Genomic DNA, 26448 nt, shown 5'->3' with positions numbered 1-26448 from the left:
GAAAGGCAGTTCCCATGCTCCGCTCGCTGTACTCCGGAATCTCGGGCCTCCGCGCCCACCAGACCATGCTGGACGTTACTGGCAACAACATCGCCAACGTCAACACCGCAGGCTTCAAGGCCTCCTCCACCCAGTTCCAGGACACCCTGTCCCAGCTGCAGCAGGGCGCCACCGGCCCGCAGGCCGCGACCGGCGGCAGCAACCCCGCCCAGATCGGCCTGGGCGTCCGGGTTGCCGGCGTCACCACCAACTTCTCCCAGGGCTCATCGCAGAGCACCGGCCGGGCCACCGACCTGATGATTTCCGGTGACGGCTTCTTCGTCACCAGCAAGGGCGGCAGCCAGCTCTTCACCCGCGCCGGCGCGTTCAGCCCGGACGCAGCCAACCAGCTGGTAAGCCCCGACGGCGGCATCCTCCAGGGCTGGACCGCCACCAACGGTGTGATCAACGCGGGTGGCCCCGTGGGCGACATTACGCTGAACCCCAACACCATGGTGGCCAAGAAGACCGACTCGGTGACGCTGGACGGAAACCTGCCCAGCGACGCCGTCGACGGCACCAAGTTGGACCGTCTCGTCAAGGTTTACGACGCCGCCGGCACCGAACGCAGTGTGTCAATGACCTTCACCAAGGCCGGAAGCACCTGGAACATCGCCGCCGACGACAACGGCACCACAGCCACCGGGTCTGTGACCTACACGAACGGCAAGCCCACCGCCGGCGGCAACGTCACCGTCAACGGCATCACCATCGATGTCTCCAAGGTTTCCGGCTACGCCGCCATGAGCTCGCTGACCGTCAGCGGCCAGAACGGTGCCCCCGTCGGCAAGCTCGAGTCCTACACGCTGGGCAGCGACGGCTCCCTGGTCGGGTCGTTCAGCAACGGCATCAAGCAGGTCCTCGCCAAGATCGCCCTCGCCAAGTTCACCAACCCGGGCGGCCTGGAGAAGGCCGGCGGCTCCTCCTACGTCGCAACCGGAAACTCCGGCGGCGTGCAGCTCGGTGCTGCGGGCGACCCCGGCCTTGGCACCCTGACCGGCGGCTCGTTGGAAATGTCGAACGTGGACCTGTCCCAGGAATTCACCAACCTGATCGTTGCGCAGCGCGGTTTCCAGGCCAACGCCCGCATCATCACCACCTCGGATGAGGTTCTCCAGGAACTGACCCAGCTCAAGCGCTAATGAGCGGAATCATGCTTGTCCCTTAAGGATTCGGGGGACAGCTTCGGGTTCCCGGTATTGCCGGACCCGGAGCTGTCTCCCCGGATCACACCCTCAGGGGGCGTTTGCGTTCCGGCGTCCGGCAGCACGTCGTCGCGTTAGCATTGGTCCCAACACGTCTGTCCAGGAGGGCACATGCCGTACATCGTTGACTTCGAGACCGTTTCTACCGTCGGCTTGGAATCATCCCCCGTCTCCGAGGCCCTCGCCGGGTTGCGCGCCAACGAGGCCCGCTATTACCGGAATAAGTACGGCCACGCCTTCACCGTGAGCCCCGCGGGCGAAGTTCCTGACGTGGTTGACCGGGTGAGCCGCATCCTCCGGGACGAACGCGAGATCGTGATCGGCTCCCGCCCGCTGGAGGCGACCGCCTTCGAAGTCGACGGTTTGCGGATGGCCTATGTTTTYTACGAGTCGGGGCTGTCGRTCAACGTCATGTACAGCATCGAGGACGGCGGGAAGCGAGCGGTGGGGTTCAAACTTGCCGACGGCATGGAAGTTCCGGAGGAATTGGCGCCGCGCTTCAAGTTCGCCCGCCAAAAGTCGAAGCTGGCGGGCGTTATTCGCGGCTCCTACTTCGTGATCAAGGGCGAGTACTGATCGGGCTCACCCCCGCATTTCAGGGTGCGGGACGCAGCCGGGCAATCCGGGAAGTCAGTTCCTGGGATTGGGGTTCCATATTTTCGACGTGATCATTAGCGGCGGCGGCCCGACGGGGATGATGCTGGCCAGCGAGTTGCGGCTGCACGACGTGGACGTGCTCGTGCTGGAGAGGGACGCGGAGCCGAGCCAGGCGGTCCGTTCGCTCGGCCTGCACCCGCGCAGCATCGAGATCATGGACCAGCGCGGGCTGCTGGACCGGTTCCTCGCCCACGGGCAACAGTATCCCGGCGGCGTGGGTCGCTTCGCCGGGATCGACAAGCCCCGGCCGGTGAACCTGGACACCGCACACGGCTACGTCCTTGGCATCCCCCAGCCGGTCACCGATCGCCTGCTGGCCGAGCGCGCCGGTGAGCTCGGCGCCCAGATCCGCCGCGGCTGCGAGGTGGCAGGGGTCGAGCAGGACGAGGACGCGGTGAGCGTCGAACTCGCTGACGGCACACGGCTGCGCTCGCGCTGGCTGGTCGGCTGCGACGGCGGACGCAGCCTGGTGCGCAGACTGCTCGGCATCGGCTTCCCCGGCGAGCCGGCCAAGACCGAGTGGCTCCTGGGCGAGGTGAAGGTGACCGCGGCGCCGGACCAGCTGGCCGCGGTGGCCGAGGAGGTGCGCAAGACCCACAAGGGGTTCGGCATCGGCCCCGCCGGAAACGGCCTGTACCGCGCCGTCGTGCCCGCGGCGGCCGTGGCCGAGGACCGCTCGGTCCCGCCGACGCTGGAGGAGTTCCGGACGCAGCTGCKGGCGTTCGCAGGCACCGACTTCGGCGTCCACTCACCACGCTCCCTGTCCCGTTTCAGCGACGCCACCCGGCTTGCCGAGCAATACCGGGTGGGCCGCATTCTGCTCGCCGGCGATGCGGCGCACGTCCACCCGCCACTGGGAGGGCAGGGACTGAACCTCGGCATCCAGGACGCCTTCAACCTCGGCTGGAAGCTCGCCGCCGAGGTCAAAAGGTGGGCGCCGGACGGGCTGCTGGACAGTTATTACGACGAGCGTCACCCGGTCGCCGAAGGCGTGCTGACCATCACCCGCGCCCAGAGCGAGCTGCTGTCCACCGAGCCCGGCCCGCAGGCCGTGCGGCGGCTGCTGAGCGAGCTGATGGACTTCGAGGACGTCAGCCGTTTCCTGGCCGAGAAGATTACCGCGATCGGGGTCCGCTACGACTTCGGCGAAGGACCCGAGCTGCTCGGCAGGCGACTGCGCGACATTCCTCTGTCGCGGGGCCGTCTCTACGAACTCACCCGCAAAGGCCGCGGGCTCCTGCTGGACCAGACCGGCGAACTCTCCGTGGCAGGATGGGCGGACCGGATCGACCACGTCGCGGACACCAGCGGGGAACTGGACGCGCCCGCGGTCCTGCTCCGGCCGGACGGCCACGTCGCATGGATCGGCGACGACCAGGACGACCTGCTCCGCCACCTGCCGACATGGTTCGGGGCCGCCCTCGAGGCCACCGGAGACGGTCACGATCGCCGCCCCTGACGCCGTGCCCGCCGTCAGGCAGCCTGCCAGGTCACGGGAAGCTGTTTCGCCCCGTACACGATCATGCTTTCCATCCGCTCCAACTGCGCGTCGGGGTCCACAGCAAGCCCCGGCAGCCGTGAGAGCACGGCCTCCAGCGCGATCCTGGCCTCCAGCCGCGCCAGGGGCGCCCCCAGACAGAAATGGATGCCCTGCCCGAAGGCGAGGTGACGGTTGGGTGAGCGTTCGACGTCGAACTCGTCCGGGCTCGGGAACTGCTCCCCGTCGCGGTTCGCCGAGCCGATCCAGGCAATGATCGGCGAGCCTGCCGGGATGGTGCGGCCGCGCACGGTCGTGTCGACGGCTGAGAGCCGGTACATGGACTGGACGGGGGAGCGGTAGCGCAGCACCTCTTCGATGGCGTGCGGGAGCAGGGCAGGCTCGGCGACGAGGCGTTCCGCCGTGCCCGGCGATTCGGTGAAGCACAGCACCGCATTGCCGATCAGGTTGGTGGTGGTCTCGTTTCCCGCCACGAGCAACAGGCTGCAGAATCCCAGCAACTCGATGGGACTGAGCTTCTGCCCGTCGATCTCGGCCGCGAGGAGCGCGCTGATCAAGTCATTGCCCGGCCGGTGCCGCCGCTCCTCGATCATGGCCATGAAGTACTCCGCCATTTCCCGGTTGGCTGCCGTGTGGACGGAATCGTCGGCGCCCGGGCGGGTCTGGCTCACGATCACGTCGGACCACAGCTTGAACCGGTCCCGGTCAGAGGCCGGAATGCCCATGAGTTCGGCGATCACGATCACCGGAAGCGGATAGGCGAGCTGTTCGATCAGGTCCGTGGCGCCGCCGGCCACCACCGGCTCCAGCAACTCGCCGGTCAGTTCCGAGATGCGCGGGGCGAGCGCTTCGACTGCCCGCGGTGTGAACGCCTGCGTCACGAGCGAACGCAACTGGCGGTGCCGCGGCGGGTCCGTGTTGACCAGGCTGGCGGCGAAGAGCTGGCCCGTTTCTGAGGGGTTGTCCCCGCCCATCCGGGAAGAGAATGTGGCGTGCTCGGACAGGACCCGCTGCACGTCGTCGTAGCGGAACACGTGCCAGACGCCCGTGTCCGGGTCCTGGAAAACGGGTTCACTGTCCCGCATGGCTGCGTAGCGGGGAAACGGGTTCAACGGCTGCTCAAAATCCGGAAATGACGCCATGGCTGGCCTTCCTGATGAGGCGGGCGGCCGTCGTTTCCTGGCACTGGGCCAACTGCACGGGACGAACTGCGGTGGAGCAGACGTCCAACGGGGCGGGCCGGGTGGCCCCGTCAGATCCCACCCTAATGCCGCGCGGCGGCCTTGGCACGAGGAATGTTGCTGCGCCGGCCGCCCCCGGGCACCGGCACGTTGACAACGCGCCTGACGACGGCGCCTAACGAAGGGGCCCCGGCTGCCGACAGTACGGAGGAGAACACCCTTCCCCTCACAGAGCAGAATCGGCCCATGATCGTCGTCACACGCCTCAACGGAACGCGCTTCGCGGTCAATCCGGACCTCATTGAACGCATCCACGAGAGCCCGGATACGCACTTGGTGACACTCGACGGCGCCGCCTACGTGGTGCTCGAAAGCCTCGCCGAGGTGGTCGAGCTCATCGCAGAGTACCGGGCTTACATCCTGAGCAAAGCCCGGGACTTTCCGGCCATCACCGGCTATCCCCTCAGCCTGGTCCGGACTGAAGACCCGGACGACGACCCCTACGACGACGGCGCCGGTCCCACGGCGCCCGCGCAACCCAGAAAGTAACGATGGATCCCGCAACAGTCATCGGACTGCTCCTCGCCTTTGGCTCCGTTATCGCCATGGTGTCGCTCGAGGGCGCCAGCCTGTCGGCGTTGCTCCTCCCGGCCCCCATGATCCTGGTCTTCGGCGCCACGCTCGCCGTCGGGATCGCCGGAAACACCCTCAAAGACGTCGTCCAGGCCTTCAAAGCCCTCCCCAAGATGTTCCTCGGCAAAACCGCCAAGCCGCAGGAAAGCATTGACCAGATGGTCCGCTTCGCCGAAAAGGCGCGCAGCGAGGGCCTGCTGTCCCTGGAAGAGGAAGCGGCCAGCGTCAAGGACCCCTTCCTGGCCCGTGCACTGCAGAACATCGCCGACGGCACCGACGCCGAGGACCTCCGGATGCTCATGGAGGACGAGATCGACTCCAAGTCCCGGAGCGATCACGCCAACTCCAAATTCTTCGCGAGTCTCGGCGGCTATGCCCCCACCGTGGGCATCATCGGCACCGTGGTATCCCTGACCCACGTCCTGGAAAACCTCTCCACCCCGGACCACCTCGGCCCGATGATCGCGGCAGCCTTCGTCGCCACCCTGTGGGGCCTGCTGTCCGCCAACTTCATCTGGCTTCCCTTCAGCGCCCGGATGGCCCGGCTCTCGGAACTGGACATCGAACGGATGACGCTGCTCATGGAAGGCATGCTGTCGGTCCAGTCCGGTGCCCAGCCGCTTCTGCTGGCCGAACGGCTCCGCGCCATGGTCCCCGAGCACCAGCTCAAGAGCTCCGGCAAGAAGGCCGGCGCTGACAAGTCCGACAGGATGGACGAGGCAGCGTGAGCCCCAGGCGGCGCGGGCGGAAGAAGCCGGAAGAACACCACGTCGACGAACGCTGGATGGCGTCCTACATGGACATGGTCACCGTGCTGATGTGCATGTTCATCGTCCTCTTCGCGATGTCCACGGTGGACGCCAACAAGTTTGAAAAGCTCCGCAACTCCCTAGCCACGGGATTCGGCGCAGTCGCGACGGAAACGGTGGATACGGCGTCGGGCACAGTGGTGCCGCCGGAACTCGTGAAAGAGGACCTCGAGGCGTTCGCCGCCGTCAAGGGCGCGGCCACCGCATCCCCCGAGAACATGGCTGAAGCGATCAAGGAAGTGGACAAACTCAAGGCGCTGCAGCAGAAAATGCAGGCCGGCCTGGCGGCAGCCGGGCTGAGCGAGAACGTCGAGTTCCAGATCGACCAGCGCGGCCTGACGGTCAAACTCGTCGGATCGCAGGCTTTCTTCGAACCTGACCGGCCCGAGCTCACCTCCCGGGCCTCCCGGGTGCTGCAGGTCATCTCACCGGTCCTCAAACCGGCCGGCATGGAAATCATGGTCGAGGGCCACGCCGCGAACGGCATCACGGCCTACCCCTCGACGTGGGAACTGTCCTCGGCGCGCGCCGTCAATGTCCTGCGGTACATGGTGGACCGAGGCGGCATAGCCCCCGGCACGATCGGTGCCGTCGCGTTCGGTTCTGCCCGCCAGGTCAACGACGACTCCACGCCGGCGCTCATGGAGCGAAACCGCCGGGTGGACATCGTGGTCATTTCCGACAAGCCCGACGTCGTCCGGGCACTGATTCCGGAGGCCTTGAAACTCAGCGAGAAGTAGCCGTTCGGGGCTACGGCGGACTGTCCGCGTTCCGTGCCTGTTTTCCTTGGCTGTGTTTTGCCTCCTGTGTCTTGCCGCATTTTGCCTCTGTGTTTTGCCTAAGGCGTTCTGCTTACGCCACGAGTTCCCTTGCCGATAGTGGCAACCGTGAGTGTTCTGGATGAGCGGGAAGTGGCACGGGAGCGGACCGTCAGCGTCTATGACTTCCGCCGTCCTGCGACGCTCGCGCGCGAACACAGCCGGGTGCTGGAGCTCGCCTTCGAAACCTTCGCCCGCCAGTGGGGCACCCAGCTCACCGCCAAGGTCCGCGTCAAGTCCGTGGTGCGCCTGGAAGACGTCAGCATGCTCAGCTACGACGAGTACGCCGCCTCGCTGCCCGCCGTCACCGCCATGGTCCTGTGCACCGTGGAGGCCCACGATTCCAAGCTCGTGGTGCAGTTCCCCGGCCCGGCCGCCCTCGGCTGGGTCAACCGCATGCTCGGCGCCACCAACGATTCGCCCATGCCGGACCGCAAGTTCACCCAGATCGAGCAGGCGCTGATCAAGGGCCTGATGGACGAGGCCCTCGAAGACCTCGGCTATTCCCTGGGCCCGCTGCTCAGCGAGGCCGTCCGGGTGGACACCATCCAATACAACTCCCAGTTCGCCCAGGCCGCCGCACCCAGCGAACTGATGATCGTTGCCTCCTTCACCATGAGCGTCGGCGACGTCAACGCGCCCGCCACCCTGGCCGTTCCGGCCGGAATCCTGCTGGGACGGCTCAAGAAGGTCAACCCGACCGACTCCCGCGAAGACGCGGCCGCCCGCGTCAGCGCCCAACTGGAGCAGGTCCCGGTGGAACTGTCCGTACGGCTCTCGACGTCGTTCGTTACCCCGAGCCAGGTCCTGGGTCTCGCCGTCGGTGACGTCCTGACACTGCCGCACCTGGAGAACCGGCCCTTTGACCTCACCCTGGACGGAACCCGGCTGGCCACTGCCGCCCCGGCCCGCAACGGCTCCCGCGCGGCCGCAGTAATTGTCACAATCGAGGAGAACCAACGATGAGCATCACCCTGACCAAGCACGAAATGTCGGCGGAACGGCTCGTCGAGGAGCTCCCGAGCCCGGTGGCCCTGAAGGTTGTCGCGCTGGTGCCTGCCCGGTCCGCGGCGGCCTACGCCCGGCAGGCGGTCACGGCGACCTTCGTCGGCGCGGTGACCGCCGACCTCGCCCTCATGCTCAGCGACCGCACCTTCCTTGACGAGGCCGCCGGCGCGGGGTCCCAGCTGGGCCACGTCTCCGTGACCGACGTGCTGCGCCCCGCGATGGAAAGCGCCAGCTCAGTCTTCGGGGCCGGTGTCCTGTCCGACCTGCGTGAATCTGACGTCTCAGGGCTCCTCTCGGATCCCGACACGGCCGTCTTTGAACTCTCCGACGGCAGCAACGCTGCGGCCTGGTTCGCCGTCCGGCTCCGCGAACACAGCAACAGCCAGGAACGCGGCGGGGACCTGTTCGCCGGCGGGGACACCGTGGCCGGCCGGCTCGGCCGGATCAACAACATTGAAATGGCCCTGACCGTGGAGATCGGACGCACCCGGATGTCGGTCCGGGACGTGCTGTCGCTGGAACCGGGCAAGATCATCGAACTGGACCGCTCCGCCGGCGCCCCGGCCGACGTCCTGCTCAACGGCCGCCTGATCGCGCACGGCGAAGTCGTGGTCCTCGACCAGGACTACGCGGTGCGGATCACCCGGATCCTCGACGTGGCCGAGGGGCTCAGCTGAATGGACGCACTGATCCTCGGGCTGCGGGTAGTCGTGGCCCTGGGCGCGGTGCTTGGCCTCATGTGGTTCCTGCAGCACCGGCTGGGCAAGGGCACCGGACGGCGCCGGGCTGACCGCGCCTTGACCATCGTCAGCCGGCAGAGCCTCGGACAAAAAGCCTCCGTGGTGGTGGTCGACGCCGCCGGGCAGCGCTTCCTCCTGGGCGTGACCGAGCACGCCGTCAACGTCCTGCACACCGGGGACATCCCGCCCGAACCCGAAGAAGTCGCGGTCCCCGGCACCAGCCGCGGCCTGGGCGATTTCGCCCGGATGCTCGCTGACGCCAGCCCGCTCGCCGGCAACCACTTCAGCAGCCAGCCGGCCATGCCGGCAGGTGATGCCGCCGCTGACGGCGACGATTTTGCGGACGGTGTCGACGCCGACGATTTCGCCGACGGTCAGAACGGTGTCCGGGAGTTGCCGCCGTCCCGCCGCAGCTCCCTTCACCGGGGCTCCGCGGCCCGCGGCCACGCCGGCCGCGGCAGCGCCGGCGGGTCGGCCCATCCGCCGCTGCACGGCTCCATCCTGGCCGGCTCCACCTGGAAGCAGGCTGCCGCCGCGCTCAGGAGCGGACGCCGCAATTGATCTTCCCGCTCCCCACCAGCACCACCCGCCCGCGACCAGCTGGCGCAAGACCCCTCAGGCTCCTGGCCCTGGGGCTCGCCGCCGTGCTCTTTGCCGTCCTCCTGCTGTGGCTCAATGCCTCGGCAGGCCACGCCGCACCGATCGACCCTGTTGCGCCGGTGCCCCCGGCCGACCCTGCCAATCCCGACGGCGGGAACATCAACATCCAGATCAACGGGATGGACGGGAAACCTTCCTCCGCTGTCCTGACCCTGATCAGCATCACCCTCCTGGCCGTTGCGCCCTCGCTGTTGCTGATGATGACGTCCTTCACCAAGATCTTTGTGGTCCTGGCAATGACCCGCAACGCGCTGTCCCTGCCCTCCATCCCGCCGAACCAGGTCCTGGCCGGGCTGGCTCTGTTCCTCTCGATCTTTGTGATGTGGCCCGTCATCAACGAGATGAACACCCTCGGCGTCCAGCCCTACCTCAACGGCACACTGGACTTCAACGGTGCCGTCAGCGCCGCGTCGGGTCCGCTGCAGCACTTCATGCTCGCCCACACGCGCGAGGAGGACATCGCCCTGATGTCCCGTGCCGCCGGAGCCGAGAACCCGGCCACGCCTGAGGCCGTGCCGCTGCAGACCCTCATCCCGGCGTTCATGATCTCCGAACTCCGTGCCGCGTTCATCATCGGCTTCGTCATCTTCATCCCGTTCCTCGTGATCGACCTCGTGGTGTCCGCGGCCCTGATGTCCATGGGCATGATGATGCTCCCGCCCGTCATGATCTCGCTGCCCTTCAAGATCCTGCTCTTCGTGCTCGTGGACGGCTGGGGCCTGATCATCACCGCGCTCGTCCAGAGCTATGCGGGTTCAGGATGAACGCCAACGCGGTCCTGGACATCTGCCTCCAGGCCATGATCGTGGCCGCCAAGCTCTCCGCGCCCGTGCTGGTCACGGCGCTGGTGGTGGGCCTGGCCATCTCCCTGCTGCAGTCCATCACGCAGCTGCAGGAAGCCACCCTGTCCTTCGTGCCGAAGGCTGCCGCGGTGGCCGTGGCCCTGATTGTCTGCGGACACTGGATGATCTCGGAGATGGTGGGCTTCACCAACGACCTCTTCGCGAAGATTCCGTCCCTGCTCGGAGGCCTGTGAGGTGGGCATCCCCATCGACCCGGCCTGGCTTGAAGTCCTGCTGCTGGCCACGGTCCGGATGACCGCCTTCCTGGTCGTGGCACCGCCCTTCTCGCACCACGCCATTCCGGGGCGAGTCAAGGCCATGCTGGGCCTGGGCCTGGGCCTGGCGGTGACGCAGCGCCTGGCCGGCGGCTACACGCCCCGGGACACCGCAGGGTTCGTCACCGGTGTGGTCCTGGAGCTCGTCACCGGGCTGGTCCTGGGCTTCCTGGTCCTCGTCATCTTTTCCGCCATTCAGTCCGCCGGCAGCCTGATCGACCTTTTCAGCGGGTTCCAGATGGCCCAGGCCTACGACCCCCAAATGATGGTCAACGGCGCACAGTTCACCCGTCTCCTGCAAATGGCGGCGCTGGCCCTGCTCTTCGCCTCCGACGGCTACCAGCTGGTCATCACCGGCCTTACCGGCAGCTTTGCGGCCCTGCCGCTGGCCGCGGGGATCGACCTGGCCCAGCCGGTGCAGGCCATGATCGCGGCGGTGTCCGGCATGTTCCTTGCCGCCGTGCAGATCGCCGGCCCCCTCCTGGTGGTCCTGTTCCTTGCCGACGTCGGGCTCGGCCTGCTGACCCGCGTGGCCCCGGCGCTGAATGCCTTCTCCCTCGGCTTCCCGCTGAAGATCCTGCTCACCCTGACGCTGGCCGGCTTCATGTTCCTGGCCCTGCCCCGACTCGTTTCCAGCCTCGCCGGGCAGGCCGCCAAAGCCGTACTGGGGGTGGGCTGATGGCGGATTCACAGGAAAAGACCGAGCAAGCCACCGAGAAACGGATGCGGGAGGTCCGCTCCAAGGGCCAGCTGTCCCGTTCCCAGGACCTCACCGCCTGGCTCGGCGTCGGCGCCGCCGCGCTGATGCTGCCCAGCACGGTGGACCGGGCCGCCAACGCCGCCACGGACCAGCTCTTCAGCATCCGCGGGATCGTGTCCGCCCCGGACCCCGGCAAAGCCGTCCGGGCGCTGGAAGCCGGCTTCGCGTCCATCGCCGGGATCGTCGGACCCCTGCTGGTTGTCGTATTCCTGGCCGTCCTCGCCGGCTCGGCCCTCCAGGGCGGTGTCCACCTGAAGAAATTCAGGTTCGAATTCGAACACTTCAACCTGCTCGCCGGGATCAAGCGGCTGTTCGGCGCGCAGGCCGTGTGGGGCGGCCTCAAGGCGCTGCTCAAGGCAAGCGTCGTGGGGCTGGTGCTCTACACCGTCGTGCAGGGACTGGTTCCGGTGCTGCTGACCGCCGGCGGCCTGCCCGTCGCCGGGGTAGTGCAGGCCGCCGCCGGCGGGATAGCCGCCCTGGTCCAGTTCGCGGTGGCCGCCGGCATCGTGCTGGCCGCGGCCGACTTCTTCGTCGTGATGCGGCGCAACCGCAAGAAGACGCGGATGTCCAAGAAGGAAATCCAGGACGAAAACAAGAACAGCGAGGGCGATCCGCTGATCCGGTCCCAACGCCGGGCGCGCCAGATGGCCATGAGCCGCAACCGCATGATCGCGGCGATCGGGGACGCCGACGTCGTCCTGGTCAACCCCACGCACGTGGCGGTGGCCCTGAAATACGAGCCCGGAAAATCCGCACCCCGCGTCGTTGCCAAGGGCGCCGGCCACGTGGCTGCGAGGATCAGGGAAGAAGCCGAGGAAAAGAACGTGCCCATGGTCCAGGACATCCCGCTGGCCAGGGCCCTCCACGGGGCCTGTGAGCTGGGGGACGAGATCCCGGTGGACTTCTACCGGGCGGTGGCCGGCGTCCTCGCGTTCGTCATGGCACTCAAGGCCCGGGGCGCTGCCGCCGGGATGCACCGCATGACCACCACGGTGGCCACCGTATGAAACACGGCAGGCTCCACAGCGTGCAACACGGCACGAAAACTTCGGGAATCAGCGTCTGTGAAAGGACAGCACCATGAACAACAGGCTGAACCGGCTGGTGGTGCCCATCGGCATCGTGGGGATCGTGCTCCTGCTGGTGGTTCCCGTTCCCGCGCCGCTGCTCGACTTCCTCATCGTCTGCAACATCCTGCTGGCACTGCTGGTCCTGCTGACCAGCATGTTCGTCAAGAAACCGCTGGATTTCTCGGTGTTCCCGTCCCTGCTGCTGGTGGCCACGCTGTTCCGGCTCGGCCTCAACGTCGCCTCAACCCGCCTGGTCCTGGGCAACGGATACGCCGGGCAGGTCATTGAAGCCTTCGGCAAGGTGACGGTCGGCGGCTCCATGATCATCGGCGCCGTCGTGTTCCTCATCCTCGTGGTGATCCAGTTCGTCGTGGTCACCAAGGGCGCCGAGCGCGTGGCCGAGGTGGGCGCGCGCTTCACCCTCGACGCCATGCCCGGCAAGCAGATGGCGATCGACGCCGACCTCAACGCCGGCCTCCTCACCGACACCCAGGCCCGGGAGCGGCGGGCCGAAGTCTCTGCCGAGGCCGACTTCTACGGTGCCATGGACGGCGCCTCGAAGTTCGTCAAGGGCGACGCCATCGCGGGCATCATCATTATCATCATCAACTTCGTCGGCGGCATCGCCATCGGCATGGTCCAGCGCGGCCTGGAAATCGGCGACGCCCTGAACACCTACGGCCTGCTGACCATGGGCGACGGGCTCGTCACCCAGATCCCGGCACTGCTCATGGCCGTCTCCACCGGCATGATCGTGACCCGGTCCAACGCCGAGTCCGACATGGGGCGGACGGCCTCCACCCAGCTGCTGCAGTCACCGAACGCCCTCATGATCGCCGGCGTCGCCGCCGTCGCCATGGCACTGATCCCCGGCATGCCCCCGATCCCGTTCGTCGTCGTAGGCGCCGGCCTGTTCATCGCCTCCCGCCGGACCGCGGCAAGCCAACAGCTGGCGGAAACGGCCCGGGAGGCCGAGTCGACCGCGCTGAACTTCCCGGAACAGGATCCGAACGAGAAGCTGCTGGAAGACATGCGCATCCACCCCGTGGAGATCCTGCTCGCACCTGACCTCGTGGATATGGTCTCCGGCGCCTCCGATGACCTCCTGGCCCGGGTCCGGTCCCTGCGGCACAAGATCGCCATGGAACTGGGCCTGGTCATCCCGCCGGTGCGCACCCGGGACAGTGTGGACCTGCCGCCGGCGACCTACGCCATCCGGATTGCCGGCGTGGAAGCCGGCCGCGGCACGGCCCCCAGCGGCCAGATGCTCGCCCTGGGCGAGAACCTGGACTCGCTCCCGGGCCCGGCGATGATCGAACCCGTGTTTGGGCTCGCCGGGAAATGGATTCCGGGGGAGATGCGCCACAACGCCGAAATGACAGGTGCCACAGTGATCGACCGGGTCTCCGTTCTGGTCACCCACCTGTCCTCGATCGTCGCGGCGAACGCTGCCCGGCTGCTGTCCCGCGAGGACGTCCGCGTGCTGACCGAGGGCGTGCGCAAGCAGAGCCCCTCCGCCGTCGACGAACTGACCCCGGCCCTGCTCTCCCTCGCCGAGCTGCAGCGCGTCCTCCAGGGCCTGCTGGATGAGCAGGTGCCCATCAACGACCTCGCCCGGATCTATGAGGCCCTCACGCTCCGCGCCAAGATTTCCACGGATCCCGAATCGCTCGTGGAAGCCGCCCGGCAGGCCCTGGGCCCCGCCCTCACGGCCAAGTTCATGGACGGCGAGGTGCTCAACGTCATCATGATCGACCCCGTCCTGGAACAACACATGCTCGAGGACATGCGGCCCGCGGAGGGCGGCAGTCAGATCGTCATGGGGCAGGAACGGCTCGACGCCGTGCTGCGCTCGGTGCGGTCCGCCGTCGACGCCGCGGCCGCCGCCAACCGCCAGGCCGTGCTTGTCTGTGCACCCGCGCTCCGGCCCGCCATCTACCGCCTCGTCGGGGCGCAGCCGGGATCCGTGCCCGTGTTGTCCTACCGCGAGGTGACCTCCGCCAACGTCCGGATCGAAACAGTAGGAGTGGTGCGCCATGCCGAACCGCTATCGGCTTAAGGGAGCCTCGCTCGAGGAAATCCGCCGCAAGGCAGAACAGCTGTACGGTCCGGCGGCCCGGATCGTGTCCGCCGAACGCGTCAGCAGCCCCGGAATCGCCGGCCTCTTCGCCCAGGACCGCTACGAGGCCATGATCGAGCTCCAGTCCAAACACGAGGTCGTCACCGGCGAGGTGGTGCCTGACGCCGACATCCTGGCCGGGGCCGATTCCGGCCCGGCGACTGGTGGTCCCGCCGGGGAGACCGCCGCCGGGGCGGCTTCCGCGGGCACTGTTCCGGGCACCGGGACCCCCGCCGGGAAGTACCACGCCGGAGCCGTGGCGGCAGCACCGGCCCCGCCGGCGGCCCGGACCGCAGCGCAGGCGGGCCCGGCCGGAGGGCCGGCACGGCCCGCCGCCCCGACCCATCACCTGCAGGGCGCCGCCATCGCCGCACTCCTGGAGGAGGCGGACGCCGCCGAGCTGAGCCTGCACCGGCCCGCTCCTGCCGGTGTGTCCACCGAATCGCGGGACTTCGCCGAGCTGCTGGAACAGCTCGGTACCGGGCTCCGGACCCCCACAGATCCGCCCGCCGCAGCGCCCGCCGCCGCCGTCGGGAGCCCCGCGCACCCCGCCGCCGTCGTTGTCGGCACCGTCGTGCACCCGGCCGCCGTCGCGCCGGGCAACGCTGCGGGTGCCCCGGCTCCGGCTCCGCTGACCGGCGTCGGCGATCTCGTGCTCCTGATCGGGCTGGGGGAGGACGCGATGGATACCGCCCTGGCCATGTCCATGGCCTCCGGAGGTGCCGATGTGCGCACCGCCGGTGAGCTCTCCGCCTATGGCCACCTGCACGTCGACGGACGCCAAAGTGCCACGGCCGCGCGCGCCCATGCCGTGGTGACGGAGCGCACCGTCCTGGTGGCGTTCGGACTGGGCAAAGCCCGCAACGCCCTGGCCCGGGTGCCGTCCGTGGCGGCGCTCTCCGCCGACCAGGTCTGGGTTGTGGTCGATGCCGGACGCAAGCACGAGGACACGGCGCGCTGGGTCGGCGTGCTGTCCGCCCAGCTCAACGTGACCGCGGTGGCGGTGGTCGGCGCCTCGGAGACCGGGTCGCCTGAAAGCGTCAATGGCCTGGGACTGCCCGTGGGCTGGATCGACGGGCGCCCCGCCGGGCCCGAACCGACATGGCAGAACCGGCGGGAATCGTACGATGCTCCCCGGACTGAAGGGTAGATTGAGAGGATGCTGGTACTTACACGCAAGCCGGGCGAACAGATCATGATCGGCGACGGCATCGTCATCACTGTTCTGGAAGGCCGCGGCGACGGTGTTCGGATAGGCATTGAGGCGCCCCGCGGTGTGCCGATCCAGCGCCGGGAAGTCATCGAAGCCATCGCGGCGGCGAACCTCGCGGCGGCGGAAGCGGGCCCGGACGCCGAGGAAGCGCTGCGCGGCCTCATGCCGCCGCGCGCCACTCCCGCCGACGGCTGAGGACCCGCACCGGATCAGACATGGTCCCCGCCGAGATACTGGGCCAGGAGCGGCTGGGCTGAACGCCGGACCACGGCCAGGGACCGCTCCAGGTTTCCTCCCATGGTCAGCTGGTCCAGAAGCCCGGCCGTGCCCGCCGGGCCGGCGCGTCCCGGCATCGGGAGGCTCCGCAGCGCGTCCTCATTCACGCTGGAAGCCTCGCCCAGCCGGGACAGGAGTGCGTGCAGGGCGTCCAGATGCTCGCGCAGGATCTCGGGCCATGGCCCGGCGGGCGCGGCCGCAATCAGTTCGACGAGCGTGGTCTGTGCCGGCAGGCCCCATTGGGCCGCCACGGCAGCAGACTCGACGCTCCGTGCCAGGGCTTCGAAGCGCAGGCGGTCCAGCACGGTTTCAATCTCGGAGGCCATGAAGCTCAGCCATTCCAGATTCCCGGCCACGACGTGCAGGCGCTGCGTTTCCAGCCTGAAGAGGAGTAGCTCCAGCTGCCGCCGCTCCTGCCACAGTGCCGCGGAGAGATCACTTGCGCTCATGTGCCCCATTCTCTTTCCGCCCCGTGAATCACAGCTTCGGGGCGGTCACCGCATTTTTCGCACAGCTTTTCCCTGAGGGTACACGCAGATCTTGGAACAGGTGATAGGTTTCCTCCATGGGTGCTGCGCCCTACTTGCGAACGCTGACTCCAATGGGGGGAGCACCGGTCGGTTTTGGGTGCGGCTCTCGGCGTTTTAAGGGTCGAGGACCCTTCGGATCCGGTCTCATGGGGGGACACAGTATTGAATCGCGTGGAACGCAACGAGATGGTCACGCAGCACCTTCCGCTGGTGGGGTATCTCGTCTCAGATTTGTGCTCGAAGGCGTCACACCTTTCTCGCGATGACTTGGCGTCAGCCGGCGCTATTGCCCTGATTACCTCGGCCGATTCGTTCGATCCAGGCCTCGGGGTGCCGTTCGGCGCTTTCGCGCGCCGGCGCATCCTTGGCGCCTTCGCAGACGAGATGCGGGCCAGCGACTGGGCCACCCGATCCGCCCGCCGCCGGATCAAGGAAACCATGTCCGTGCAGGAAACCCTGGCGTCCGCCCTGGGCCGTACCCCCACAGTGGACGAGATCGCCTCTGCCCTGGGCGTCCAGCAGAGCGTTGTGGAGGCCGCGCTCGCGGATGCCTCGCGCACATTGACGCCCCTCGACGAGRCCGTGGTGGACACCCTGGCCGCCGAAACCCTCACCCCGGAACACTCCGTGCTCGCGGACGAACGCCTCCAGTACCTTCGGGCCGCCGTGAAATCCCTTCCGGAACGGATGCGCTACGTGGTGGAGGAGATCTATTTCGGCGACCGCACGGTCAAAGACCTGGCCGCGGAACTCGGATCCACGCACGCAGCGGTGTCCCAGCAGCGTTCGGAAGCCATCCGGCTCATGCGCGACGGCCTGAGCGCCCACTACGCCGACGACCCCGAGCAGCCGTTCCAGCCCCAGTCCAGGATTACCCCGAGGCGGCGCAACGACTACCTCACCCAGCTGTCCGAATCCACCTCCGGCGGCATCACACGGGCCGTGTTCCCGCGTGGGCCCATCCTCAACGAGGCCGTCTAAACCGCCCCAAAAACGGTTAGTAAGCCGACTTAGTAAGCTGACCGAGAAATTCCTCCCAGAAGCATCGCGGCCCGGCGCCGCGCTGCGGTAGCGTCGGAAGCATCGGCCGGGGTGCCAGCAATGGCATGCGCGGCCCGCACGGCACCGGTTCTATCGAGGAGGATTCATGAAAGCATCACCCACATTGACGACCAACCTGCAGGCAGTACTGGTGGACCTGATCGAACTCCACGTTCAGGGCAAGCAGGCACACTGGAACATCGTCGGGACCAACTTCAGGGACCTTCACCTCCAGCTGGATGAAATCATCGACGCCGCCCGGGGATTCGCGGATGACCTTGCCGAGCGCATGCGTGCCCTCCACGCCCTCCCGGACGGCCGAAGCTCCACGGTTTCCAAGTCCACCGCACTGGCCGAGTTCCCGAAGGGCCTGATCAACACGAAGGACGCCATCGAGCGGATTGTCGCCGCGCTTGAGGCGGCCGTCGGCACCATGCGCAAGGTCCATGACGAAGTGGACGAGGAAGATCCCACCACCGCGGATCTGCTGCACGAGTTCATCGCCAAGTTTGAGCAGTACGCCTGGATGGTGAATGCCGAGACCATGCGGGCCACTGCCAGCGTGACCACCCCGGACAGCAAGTAGGGACCGGCTCCCACCAGCCCCCCAAAAAACAGCAGCGTCCGGCGCCGGGNNNNCNGGGAGGATACCCGGCGCCGGACGCTGCTGTTTAAGGGCTGGAACCCCTTGACGCTGACGACGGCGTGACGCTGACGGCGGCCGCTGAGCCCTATTGGGCCTTCGGCACCGACCGCAGGACGACGGCGGCCAGGACGCAGGCCCCGGACATCAGGACCAGTGCAATGGACGCCGTGACGTGCACGCCCGAGTCGAAGGCGGTGCGCGCGGCCGCCGTCACCGCCTCGGCCAGGGGCGCCGGAAGCGTCCGGGCCAGATCCACAGCGCCGGCCAGGGTTTCACCGGCCTGGCTGGTGGCCGCCGCCGGGGCGAGTTCGGACACGCCCGCGGGAAGCCGGAGGTTGCCCTGGTAGGAGGCCGTCAGGATTGAGCCGAGAATCGCCGTACCCAGCAGGGACCCCACTTCGTAGCCGGTCTCGGAGATAGCGGCGGCTGCCCCTGCCTTGTCGGCGGGCGCCGCGCCCAGGATCAGGTCATTGGAGATCGTCTCCGCGGCCCCCACCCCCAGGCAGAGCACCAGCAGGGCGGCAAGGAGCAGCGACGGGCCCTGGCTGTGGTCGCCGAATGCCACCACGAAATAGCCCGCCGCGCTCAGCAGCAGGCCGCCGGCCACCACAAAGCCGGGCCGCACCTTGCGCACCAGCGGGACCACGAGCAGCCCCGCTACAACCGTGGCGATGAGGGCCGGGACCATGGCGACGCCGGAGGCCGAGGGGGACTGGCCCTCCAGCAGCTGCAGGTGCTGGGCCAGGAAGAGAATGAAGCCGTTGAAGGAGAACAGTGCCAGGACGTTGGCCACAATGGCCGTACTGAAGATCCGGTTGACAAACAGGCTGACGTCGAGCATCGGCGCGGTGCTGTGGTCTGTCCTGTGGATACGGGCAAGCGCGCGTTGCCTCCGGATGAACACATAGCCCATGAGCAGACCGGTTCCGATGCTCGCGAAGGCCTCGGGAGCCGGCCCGTGGGTGGCAAGGGCTTTGATCCCGTAGACCACCGGCACCATGACCAGCAGGGACAGGGCAATACTGGGCACGTCCACCCGGCCCGGCTTCGGATCGCGGGATTCCGGGATCAGGGCCGGCCCGAGCAGCAGCAGCGGCAGGATGATCGGCACCGCGACCAGCAGGACGGCGCCCCACCAGAAGTGTTCCACCAGCCAGCCGCCGACAATCGGGCCGAGGGCGGCGCCGCCGGAGAAGCCGGCGGCCCAGATCGCCACCGCCAGCCTGCGCCGGTTGGGCTGCGGAAAGATGTTCCGGATCAGCGACAGCGTGGATGGCATCAGCATGGCGCCGAACAGGCCAAGCCCGGCGCGGCCGGCGATCAGCCATTCCGCACTCGGCGCGAACGCCGTCACGGCGGACACCGCGGCAAAGCCTGCGCTGCCCACGAACAGCAGCCGGCGCCGGCCGATCCTGTCGCCCAGGGAACCCATCGCGACCAGGAGTCCGGCCAGGACCAGGGGGTAGGCGTCGACGATCCAGAGCAGTTCGACGCCGGAGGCGGTCAGGCTGCTGGCGATGGCCGGCAGGGCGAACGTGAGCGCGGTGTTGTCCACGGCCACGAGCAGGACGGGGAACATCAGCAGGGCCAGCGCCACCCAGTCACGCCACGGTGCCCGGGGCCCGGTGGCCGCAGGAGTGCTGGTGGCTACGGTGATCGATGAAATGCTCATAAGGATAACTGTACCGTCTGGACGGTACAGTTAAGAAATGCGCGCGCGGACGGGCATGATGGGAGGCATGCCCAGGAAACCCGTCGCCCGCGAGGCCGTCCTCGATGCCTTCGAATCCCTGCTCATCGAAGTCGGTGAACGCGCCGCGACGCTGGACGCCGTCGCGCGCCGGGCCGGCGTCTCCAAGGGCGGCCTGCTCTACCATTTTCCGACGAAAGAGGCCATGATCGCGGTCCTGCTGGAACGGCTGGACCGGCTCCTGGCTGCCGATGTTGCGGCCATGGCGGCAGCCCCGGAAGGGGCGGCGGCGTACTTCATCAAGTCCTCGGTGTGGGCGGACACGCCCATGGACCGGGTCTTCGTGGCGGCCACGCGGCTCGCCGAGGTGGCGCACGGGGAAACCCTCCGCCGCTTCGCCGCCGGCCAGGCGAGCTGGCTGGAACTGCTGGCGGCCGACGTCGGGCCCGCCATGGCGAAGGCCGTCCTGTGCATGGGGGACGGGCTGTACTTCAACGCCATGCTGGCGCGGGGTCCCGGCGGGCCGCCGCCGGAAGTCGAGGCGGACGTCCAGAGCCTCCTGGCCGCCGTCGAGCGCCTGCGCGGCTGAAGCCCACACCCACCCCCTCCGACCCCCCTTACTCCCCGCCGAATTCGCCGGAAGCGTTCGAGTACGCCGGAAAGTTGCGGCGACTCCGGGCGTTTCCGGCGAATTCGCACCGCCGGATTGGCCGCCGGGTGGCTCGTGGCCCGTAACCTGGGTCCGCCGCCGGGAGGGAGTTTGCGGACGCGCGCCCGGCATAGGACAATGAGAGCTGTGACTGTTGTCACCCCCGATTGAACACCCAATTAAATACGCCTTTGATCTGCGGCGGGAGAGTCCTGCAAGTAGGTACAAGCAGGCGCCGTAGGAGCAAACCCTCCCCAGGAATCTCTCAGGCCCATGTACCGCCGCGGCAAGGCATCTCTGGAAAGTAGCAGGCGTGTCCCGGACATGCTGTGCTCACCGACGGTGCAAGCGGAGCCCTGAAATGCGGGCTGCGCGGAAACTCTCAGGTCCAATACAGAGCGGGGAGGAACCCGAATCAATGTGGCGTACCCTGCGCCGCCTGAGTTATGGAGTTCCTTGTGACTGTTACCCCAGCCTCCACGTCCTTCGTTGACCGGCATATCGGCGCGCGCCGCCAGGCCGACGTCGACGCCATGCTGAAGGCTGTCGGCTACGACACCGTCGACGCCCTGGTGGACACCGCCGTTCCGAAGGACATCCGCCAGGACGCCGACCTCGCGCTCGCCGCGGCCCTGAGTGAGGTCGAAGTCCTCGCCGAGCTGCGCAAGCTGGCGTCGAAGAACAAGACCGCCGTGCAGATGATCGGGCAGGGCTACTACGACACGCTCACCCCGCCGGTGATCCGCCGCAACATCCTCGAAGCCCCGGCCTGGTACACCGCGTACACGCCCTACCAGCCGGAGATCTCGCAGGGCCGGCTCGAGGCGCTGCTGAACTTCCAGACCATGGTCCAGGACCTCGTCGGCCTGCCGATCGCCAACGCCTCCCTGCTGGATGAAGCCACCGCCGTGGCCGAGGCCGTGTTGATGATGCGCCGCGCGAATAAGAACAAGACGGCGCACGACGGCAAGACCGTCCTCGACGCCGACTGCCTGCCGCAGACCATCGCGATCGTCAAGGGCCGCGCCGAGGCCCTCGGCTTCGAGGTCGAGGTCGCCGACCTCTCCAAGGGCCTGCCCGACGGCGTCATCAACGGCGTCGTTCTGCAGCAGCCGGGCGTCTCCGGCCGCGTGTTCGACCACACCGCCGTGATCGCCGACGCCAAGGAACGGGGCGCCCTCGTCACCGTCGCGGCAGATCTCCTCTCCCTGACCCTGATCACGTCTCCGGGCGAGCAGGGCGCTGACATCGCCGTCGGATCCGCCCAGCGCTTCGGCGTGCCGCTGTTCTTCGGCGGCCCGCACGCTGCCTACATGGCCGTCCAGAAGGGGCTCGAGCGCTCCATGCCCGGCCGCCTCGTGGGTGTCTCCAAGGACAACGCCGGCGTTCCCGCCTACCGCCTGGCCCTGCAGACCCGCGAGCAGCATATCCGCCGCGAGAAGGCCACGTCCAACATCTGCACGGCCCAGGCCCTGCTGGCCATCGTGGCTTCCTTCTACGCCGTCTACCACGGCCCGGACGGGCTGAAGGCAATCGCCCAGTCGGTCCACGTCCACGCCAAGACCATCGCCGCCTCCCTGAAGGCCGCCGGCCTGGACGTGCTGCACACCTCCTTCTTCGACACCATCACCGTCTCCGTGCCGGGCCGGGCAGCTGAGATCATCGCGGCAGCCGACGCCAAGGGCGTCAACCTGCGCGCCATCGACGCCGACACCGTCGGCATCTCCGCCGACGAGGCCACGACGGTTGCCGTCGTCGCCGACGTCATTGCCGCGTTCGGCGCGTCCGTGACTGCCGCGGCTGCAGGCACGGACACTGCGTTCGGCCTGGACCCCGCCGTCGAGCGCACCTCCGACTACCTGCAGCACCCGGTGTTCAACACGCACCGCTCCGAAACCCAGCTGCTGCGCTACATCCGCAAGCTCTCGGACCGCGACCTGGCTCTGGACCGGACCATGATCCCGCTGGGGTCGTGCACCATGAAGCTGAACGCCACCGCCGAGATGGAGGCCATCTCCTGGCCGGAATTCGCCTCCATCCACCCGTTCGCCCCGGAATCCCAGACCGCCGGCTGGCGTGAACTGATCGAGGACCTCGAAGGCCAGCTGACCGAGATCACGGGATACGACCAGGTCTCGATCCAGCCCAACGCCGGTTCCCAGGGTGAGCTGGCGGGCCTGCTGGCGATCCGCGGCTACCACCTCTCCCGCGGCGATGCCCAGCGCACCGTGTGCCTGATCCCGGCCTCCGCGCACGGCACGAACGCGGCCTCGGCCGTGTTGGCCGGCATGAAGGTCGTGGTCGTGGCCACGGCTTCGGACGGCACGATCGACCACGCGGACCTGACGGCCAAGATCGAGCTGCACAAGGATGCGCTGTCCTGCATCATGATCACCTACCCGTCCACGCACGGGGTGTACGACGCCGATGTCCGCGAGGTCTGCGACGCGGTCCACGCCGCCGGCGGCCAGGTCTACATCGACGGCGCCAACCTCAACGCCCTGGTCGGGCTGGCCCAGCCCGGCATGTTCGGCGGCGACGTCTCGCACCTGAACCTGCACAAGACCTTCTGCATCCCGCACGGCGGCGGCGGACCGGGCGTCGGCCCGGTCGCGGCCAAGGCGCACCTGGCACCGTTCATGCCGGGCAACGCGGCTGATCCCGCCAATGGCGCCGACGGCACCCCGATCTCCGCCTCCCGCTACGGCTCGGCCGGTGTCCTGCCGATCTCCTGGGCGTACGTGAAGCTGATGGGCGGCCGAGGCCTCACCGAGGCGACCAAGTCCGCGCTGCTCGCGGCGAACTACATCGCGGCCCGCCTCAACGACTCTTTCCCGGTGCTCTACACCGGCGARGGCGGCCTGGTGGCCCACGAGTGCATCCTGGACCTGCGCGAACTCACGGCCAAGACCGGCGTGACCGCCGAGGACGTGGCCAAGCGCCTGATCGACTACGGCTTCCACGCCCCCACCCTGGCGTTCCCGGTGGCCGGCACCCTGATGGTGGAGCCCACCGAGTCCGAGGACCTGGGCGAGATCGACCGCTTCATCACGGCCATGGTCGCCATCCGCGCCGAGATCGACCAGGTGGCCAACGGCGAATTCACCGTGGAGCACAGCCCGCTGCGCAACGCCCCGCACACCGCCGCTGCCGTGATCAGCACCGACTGGACCCGCGAGTACCCGCGTGAGCAGGCCGTCTTCCCGGTCCACACGCTCAAGCAGGACAAGTACTTCCCGCCCGTCGGCCGCATCGACGGCGCAGCCGGGGACCGCAACCTGATCTGCTCGTGCCCTCCCCTCGAGGCCTTCGAAGAAGACACAGCAGTCCACTCCGACGACTCCGCCAACTCCGACTCTGACAGCTAGGGACAGCCAACGATGACTGAGAACTACACGGCCCTGTACGAAGAGCACAAGAAGCTCGGCGCCTCCTTCACGGACTTCGGCGGTTGGCAGATGCCGCTGAAGTACAGCTCGGAACTAGCCGAGCACCACGCCGTCCGCAAGTCCGCGGGCCTGTTCGACCTCTCCCACATGGGCGAAGTCTGGGTCACCGGCCCCGACGCCGCAGCCTTCCTGGACTACGCCCTCGTCGGCAAGATCTCCGCGATGGCCATCGGCAAGGYCAAGTACTCGCTGATCTGCAACACCGACGGCGGCATCATCGACGACCTCATCACCTACCGCCGCGACGACCAGAAATTCCTTGTGGTCCCCAACGCCGGCAACGCCAAGGTCGTCGCCGAGGCCCTGGCCGAGCGCGCCGGTTCCGGAAAGGACGGCGGATTCGACGTCACCGTCCGTGACGCGTCCGCCGAGATCTCGCTGATCGCCGTGCAGGGACCCAAGGCCCAGGAGATCCTGCTGCGCCTGGTCCCCGCCGCGCAGCACGAGCTCGTCACCGGCCTGAAGTACTACGCCGCCGTGGACGTCCCGTTCATGTTCGCTGGAGCCAGCCAGGACCTCCTGCTGGCCCGCACCGGCTACACCGGTGAAGACGGCTTCGAGATCTTCGTCGCGAACGACGCCGCCGCCGCCCTCTGGCAGGCGCTCGTCGCCATCGCAGAGGACGGCGAGCTGACCCCCGCCGGGCTCGCGTCCCGCGATTCGCTCCGTCTCGAGGCCGGCATGCCGCTTTACGGCAACGAGCTCTCCCTGGAGGGCGATCCGTTCGCCGCCGGCCTGGGCCCCGTCGTCGCCCTGTCCAAGGAAGGCGACTTCATCGGCAAGGCCGCCTTGGCCGCCAAGAAGGAAACCGGCGCCGGCGCCACGACGGGCCGCAAGCTCGTCGGGCTCAAGGGCCTCGGGCGCCGTGCCGCCCGCGGCCACTACCCGGTCCTCAAGGACGGCAACGTCGTCGGCGAAGTCACCTCCGGCCAGCCCAGCCCGAGCCTGGGCTACCCGGTCGCGATGGCCTACGTCGACGTCGAATTCACCGAGCCCGGCACCGCACTGGACATCGACCTCCGCGGCAAGGCCGAACCCTTCGAAGTTGTCGCACTGCCTTTCTACAAGCGCCAAAAGTAGCCGAAGCTGTCCCGGGGGCTGCGTGACTGTGGTTGCGTCAGCCCTTCGGACCCGGCATCCTCTGCATGCTCGGTCGCGAAGACGCCCGCTGAGCGGACGTAACGCTCCCTTAGACGCATGCTCCCGGATGTCGGGCCCGAAGGGGCCCTGCAGCTCACCTCGGGTTCAACTCACCTCGAGTTCCAAGCGTCGTTTGGGGCGCCTTCGAAAGCCAAAAGTGCTGGGGGATGTACCGCCTACCGCGGGGTAGGACTGTCCCAAAGGGTGGCACGCCAAGCCCGATCATTGGGGGTTGAGCTTGATGACACCCTTGAAGCCTCGGAGCACCCCGGCTCTGGAAGATATCGAAAAGCCACTGTTTCTTCCGGGGAAACGGCTGGCCCCAAAAACTGAACTGAATAGCGGCGGGTGAGGGGATTCCGGAAGCGTGCGTCTAAGCGAGGGACGAGCGAGCACGCGGAGGAATTGCCTCATCCGCCACCCAACCCACCACAATTGTTGTGGCCCACGACATTTCAAACGTAAAGGAAAAACACATGGCAAAAGTTGCCCCTGAACTGCAGTACTCCGACGAGCACGAGTGGGTTGCCCGCGAGGCCGGAAACGTTGTTTCCATCGGCATCTCCGCCGTCGCCACGGATGCCCTCGGCGACATCGTCTACGTTGACCTGCCGGAGGTCGGCTCCGCCGTGACCGCGGGGGAGACCTGCGGCGAGGTCGAGTCGACCAAGTCGGTCTCGGACCTCTACGCCCCGGTCACGGGCGAGGTCACCGAAATCAACCCCGCCGTCGTCGATGACCCCGCGCTGATCAACAGCGACCCGTACGGTGCCGGCTGGCTCTTCAAGGTCGCCGCCGAGTCCGACGGCCCGCTGCTTTCTGCCCAGGAGTACGCGTCCAAGAACGGTGGCGAGCTGTGAGCGGCGCAACGGCGGCCGCGGGCACCCAGACGCTGGCGTTCGAGCAGGTCGTTTCTCCGAGCCTGGACGCGGACTTGTCCGTGCTGGATCCGGAGATCGCCGCGAAGATCGACGCCGAACTGACCCGGCAGCGTGACGGTTTGGAAATGATCGCCTCGGAGAACCACACCGCCAAAGCCGTGATGCAGGCGCAGGGCTCGGTGCTGACGAACAAGTACGCCGAGGGCTACCCGGGCAAGCGCTACTACGGCGGCTGCGAGCACGTGGACGTTGTGGAGCAGCTCGCGATCGACCGGGTCAAGGCCCTGTTCGGCGCCGGGTACGCCAACGTGCAGCCGCACTCCGGCGCGCAGGCCAACGCCTCCGTGATGCACGCCCTGATCCGTCCGGGCGACACCATCATGGGCCTGAACCTGGCGCACGGCGGGCACCTGACGCACGGCATGCGGATCAACTTCTCCGGCCGGCTCTACAACGTGATCCCGTACCAGGTCCGTGAGGAGGACCACCGGATCGACATGGCCGAGGTCGAGGCCCTGGCCCTGGAGCACAAGCCCCAGCTGATCGTCGCCGGCTGGTCCGCGTACGCCCGGCAGCTCGACTTCGCCGAGTTCCGCCGGATCGCCGACTCGGTGGGCGC

26 protein-coding genes and 2 riboswitches are annotated in these 26448 nt (G+C 67.9%); of the genes, 23 read left to right on the top strand and 3 right to left on the bottom strand.

Going from position 1 to position 26448, the window contains the following annotated elements; all coding sequences use genetic code 11:
* Positions 1–14 precede the first annotated feature (14 nt).
* The 3 genes from AC1DHX_RS09670 to rox all read left to right on the top strand — a co-directional run bounded on the left by AC1DHX_RS09670 (position 15) and on the right by rox (position 3360).
* Positions 15–1181: a flagellar hook protein FlgE gene (locus AC1DHX_RS09670; protein ID WP_028277079.1), complete on the top strand. Its 1167-nt coding sequence runs from the start codon at positions 15–17 to the stop codon at positions 1179–1181.
* Between the two features lie 174 nt (positions 1182–1355).
* On the top strand, positions 1356–1820 hold the full coding sequence (locus tag AC1DHX_RS09665) for a phage tail protein (protein ID WP_476899990.1): 465 nt from the start codon (positions 1356–1358) through the stop codon (positions 1818–1820).
* 79 nt (positions 1821–1899) lie between these two features.
* On the top strand, positions 1900–3360 hold the full coding sequence (gene rox / locus AC1DHX_RS09660; protein ID WP_476899997.1) for a rifampin monooxygenase: 1461 nt from the start codon (positions 1900–1902) through the stop codon (positions 3358–3360).
* A gap of 14 nt (positions 3361–3374) precedes the next feature.
* Here the strand turns inward: rox and AC1DHX_RS09655 are convergent, their stop codons facing one another.
* Positions 3375–4541 carry a cytochrome P450 gene (locus AC1DHX_RS09655; protein WP_476857546.1) on the bottom strand — a complete coding sequence of 389 codons (1167 nt, stop codon included), beginning with the start codon at positions 4539–4541 and terminating at the stop codon, positions 3375–3377.
* A gap of 285 nt (positions 4542–4826) precedes the next feature.
* Here AC1DHX_RS09655 and AC1DHX_RS09650 point away from each other — a divergent pair, with 285 nt between their 5' ends.
* From AC1DHX_RS09650 to AC1DHX_RS09590, 13 genes are all read left to right on the top strand, one after another.
* Positions 4827–5129: a flagellar FlbD family protein gene (locus AC1DHX_RS09650; protein ID WP_018775806.1), complete on the top strand. Its 303-nt coding sequence runs from the start codon at positions 4827–4829 to the stop codon at positions 5127–5129.
* Positions 5130–5131: 2 nt separating this feature from the next.
* On the top strand, positions 5132–5941 hold the full coding sequence (locus AC1DHX_RS09645) for a motility protein A (RefSeq protein WP_028277084.1): 810 nt from the start codon (positions 5132–5134) through the stop codon (positions 5939–5941).
* Positions 5938–6762 carry an OmpA/MotB family protein gene (locus tag AC1DHX_RS09640; protein ID WP_079555607.1) on the top strand — a complete coding sequence of 275 codons (825 nt, stop codon included), beginning with the start codon at positions 5938–5940 and terminating at the stop codon, positions 6760–6762. Before AC1DHX_RS09645 ends, AC1DHX_RS09640 begins: the two co-directional genes overlap by 4 nt.
* Positions 6763–6909: 147 nt before the next feature.
* Entirely contained in the window at positions 6910–7806 is an 897-nt protein-coding gene (locus AC1DHX_RS09635; protein WP_223914317.1) for a flagellar motor switch protein FliM, read from the top strand.
* Positions 7803–8525, top strand: a complete 723-nt coding sequence (gene fliN / locus AC1DHX_RS09630) for a flagellar motor switch protein FliN (RefSeq protein ID WP_028277087.1) — start codon at positions 7803–7805, stop codon at positions 8523–8525. The genes AC1DHX_RS09635 and fliN overlap by 4 nt, the downstream gene beginning before the upstream one ends.
* The gene (gene fliO, locus AC1DHX_RS09625) at positions 8526–9149 is read left to right on the top strand and encodes a flagellar biosynthetic protein FliO (protein ID WP_476860128.1); all 624 of its coding nucleotides are present in this window, start codon (positions 8526–8528) and stop codon (positions 9147–9149) included.
* Complete coding sequence (fliP, locus tag AC1DHX_RS09620) at positions 9146–10012, top strand: flagellar type III secretion system pore protein FliP (protein ID WP_476851540.1); 867 nt, start codon at positions 9146–9148, stop codon at positions 10010–10012. The genes fliO and fliP overlap by 4 nt, the downstream gene beginning before the upstream one ends.
* Positions 10009–10284 (top strand): flagellar biosynthesis protein FliQ, encoded by a 276-nt coding sequence (fliQ, locus tag AC1DHX_RS09615; protein WP_079555610.1) that lies wholly within the window; start codon positions 10009–10011, stop codon positions 10282–10284. The genes fliP and fliQ overlap by 4 nt, the downstream gene beginning before the upstream one ends.
* Before the next feature lies 1 nt (position 10285).
* Positions 10286–11044: a flagellar biosynthetic protein FliR gene (locus AC1DHX_RS09610; RefSeq protein WP_476857543.1), complete on the top strand. Its 759-nt coding sequence runs from the start codon at positions 10286–10288 to the stop codon at positions 11042–11044.
* A complete protein-coding gene (locus AC1DHX_RS09605; protein WP_476860129.1) occupies positions 11044–12132 on the top strand; it encodes an EscU/YscU/HrcU family type III secretion system export apparatus switch protein in 1089 nt (362 codons plus the stop codon). The genes AC1DHX_RS09610 and AC1DHX_RS09605 overlap by 1 nt, the downstream gene beginning before the upstream one ends.
* Before the next feature lie 73 nt (positions 12133–12205).
* Positions 12206–14254, top strand: coding sequence for a flagellar biosynthesis protein FlhA (locus AC1DHX_RS09600; RefSeq protein ID WP_476851538.1), 2049 nt, complete (start codon positions 12206–12208; stop codon positions 14252–14254).
* The gene (locus AC1DHX_RS09595) at positions 14232–15464 is read left to right on the top strand and encodes a hypothetical protein (protein ID WP_476860130.1); all 1233 of its coding nucleotides are present in this window, start codon (positions 14232–14234) and stop codon (positions 15462–15464) included. Before AC1DHX_RS09600 ends, AC1DHX_RS09595 begins: the two co-directional genes overlap by 23 nt.
* 9 nt (positions 15465–15473) lie before the next feature.
* Positions 15474–15722 carry a carbon storage regulator gene (locus AC1DHX_RS09590; protein ID WP_026538957.1) on the top strand — a complete coding sequence of 83 codons (249 nt, stop codon included), beginning with the start codon at positions 15474–15476 and terminating at the stop codon, positions 15720–15722.
* A 14-nt stretch (positions 15723–15736) separates the two neighbouring features.
* On the opposite strand, the gene flgN is transcribed toward AC1DHX_RS09590, so the two are convergent.
* Positions 15737–16252, bottom strand: coding sequence for a flagellar export chaperone FlgN (flgN, locus tag AC1DHX_RS09585; protein ID WP_476860131.1), 516 nt, complete (start codon positions 16250–16252; stop codon positions 15737–15739).
* Between the two features lie 243 nt (positions 16253–16495).
* On the opposite strand from flgN, the gene AC1DHX_RS09580 reads away from it, so the two are divergent.
* Together AC1DHX_RS09580 and AC1DHX_RS09575 are read left to right on the top strand one after the other, a co-directional pair.
* Positions 16496–17314, top strand: coding sequence for a sigma-70 family RNA polymerase sigma factor (locus AC1DHX_RS09580; protein ID WP_476899989.1), 819 nt, complete (start codon positions 16496–16498; stop codon positions 17312–17314).
* 166 nt (positions 17315–17480) lie between these two features.
* On the top strand, positions 17481–17960 hold the full coding sequence (locus AC1DHX_RS09575; RefSeq protein WP_028275324.1) for a Dps family protein: 480 nt from the start codon (positions 17481–17483) through the stop codon (positions 17958–17960).
* A 145-nt stretch (positions 17961–18105) separates the two neighbouring features.
* On the opposite strand, the gene AC1DHX_RS09570 is transcribed toward AC1DHX_RS09575, so the two are convergent.
* Complete coding sequence (locus AC1DHX_RS09570) at positions 18106–19692, bottom strand: MFS transporter (protein WP_476860132.1); 1587 nt, start codon at positions 19690–19692, stop codon at positions 18106–18108.
* A gap of 67 nt (positions 19693–19759) precedes the next feature.
* Here AC1DHX_RS09570 and AC1DHX_RS09565 point away from each other — a divergent pair, with 67 nt between their 5' ends.
* The 5 genes from AC1DHX_RS09565 to AC1DHX_RS09545 all read left to right on the top strand — a co-directional run.
* A complete protein-coding gene (locus tag AC1DHX_RS09565; protein ID WP_079555622.1) occupies positions 19760–20299 on the top strand; it encodes a TetR/AcrR family transcriptional regulator in 540 nt (179 codons plus the stop codon).
* Between the two features lie 252 nt (positions 20300–20551).
* Positions 20552–20650: riboswitch (glycine riboswitch) on the top strand.
* 1 nt (position 20651) lies between these two features.
* A riboswitch (glycine riboswitch) is annotated at positions 20652–20766 on the top strand.
* 39 nt (positions 20767–20805) lie between these two features.
* Complete coding sequence (gene gcvP, locus AC1DHX_RS09560) at positions 20806–23727, top strand: aminomethyl-transferring glycine dehydrogenase (RefSeq protein WP_476860133.1); 2922 nt, start codon at positions 20806–20808, stop codon at positions 23725–23727.
* A gap of 12 nt (positions 23728–23739) precedes the next feature.
* Positions 23740–24888, top strand: coding sequence for a glycine cleavage system aminomethyltransferase GcvT (gene gcvT, locus AC1DHX_RS09555; protein ID WP_476899988.1), 1149 nt, complete (start codon positions 23740–23742; stop codon positions 24886–24888).
* A gap of 536 nt (positions 24889–25424) precedes the next feature.
* On the top strand, positions 25425–25808 hold the full coding sequence (gcvH, locus tag AC1DHX_RS09550) for a glycine cleavage system protein GcvH (protein WP_230007215.1): 384 nt from the start codon (positions 25425–25427) through the stop codon (positions 25806–25808).
* A partial coding sequence (locus AC1DHX_RS09545; RefSeq protein ID WP_476899987.1) for a PLP-dependent aminotransferase family protein occupies positions 25805–26448 on the top strand: 644 nt, incomplete at its 3' end. The genes gcvH and AC1DHX_RS09545, both read left to right, overlap by 4 nt.

The sequence above is a fragment of the Arthrobacter sp. 05N33_2 genome (assembly GCF_056397425.1).
The sequence above is the reverse complement of the archived record's forward strand: the minus strand, read 5'-3'. Positions and strand labels throughout refer to the sequence as shown.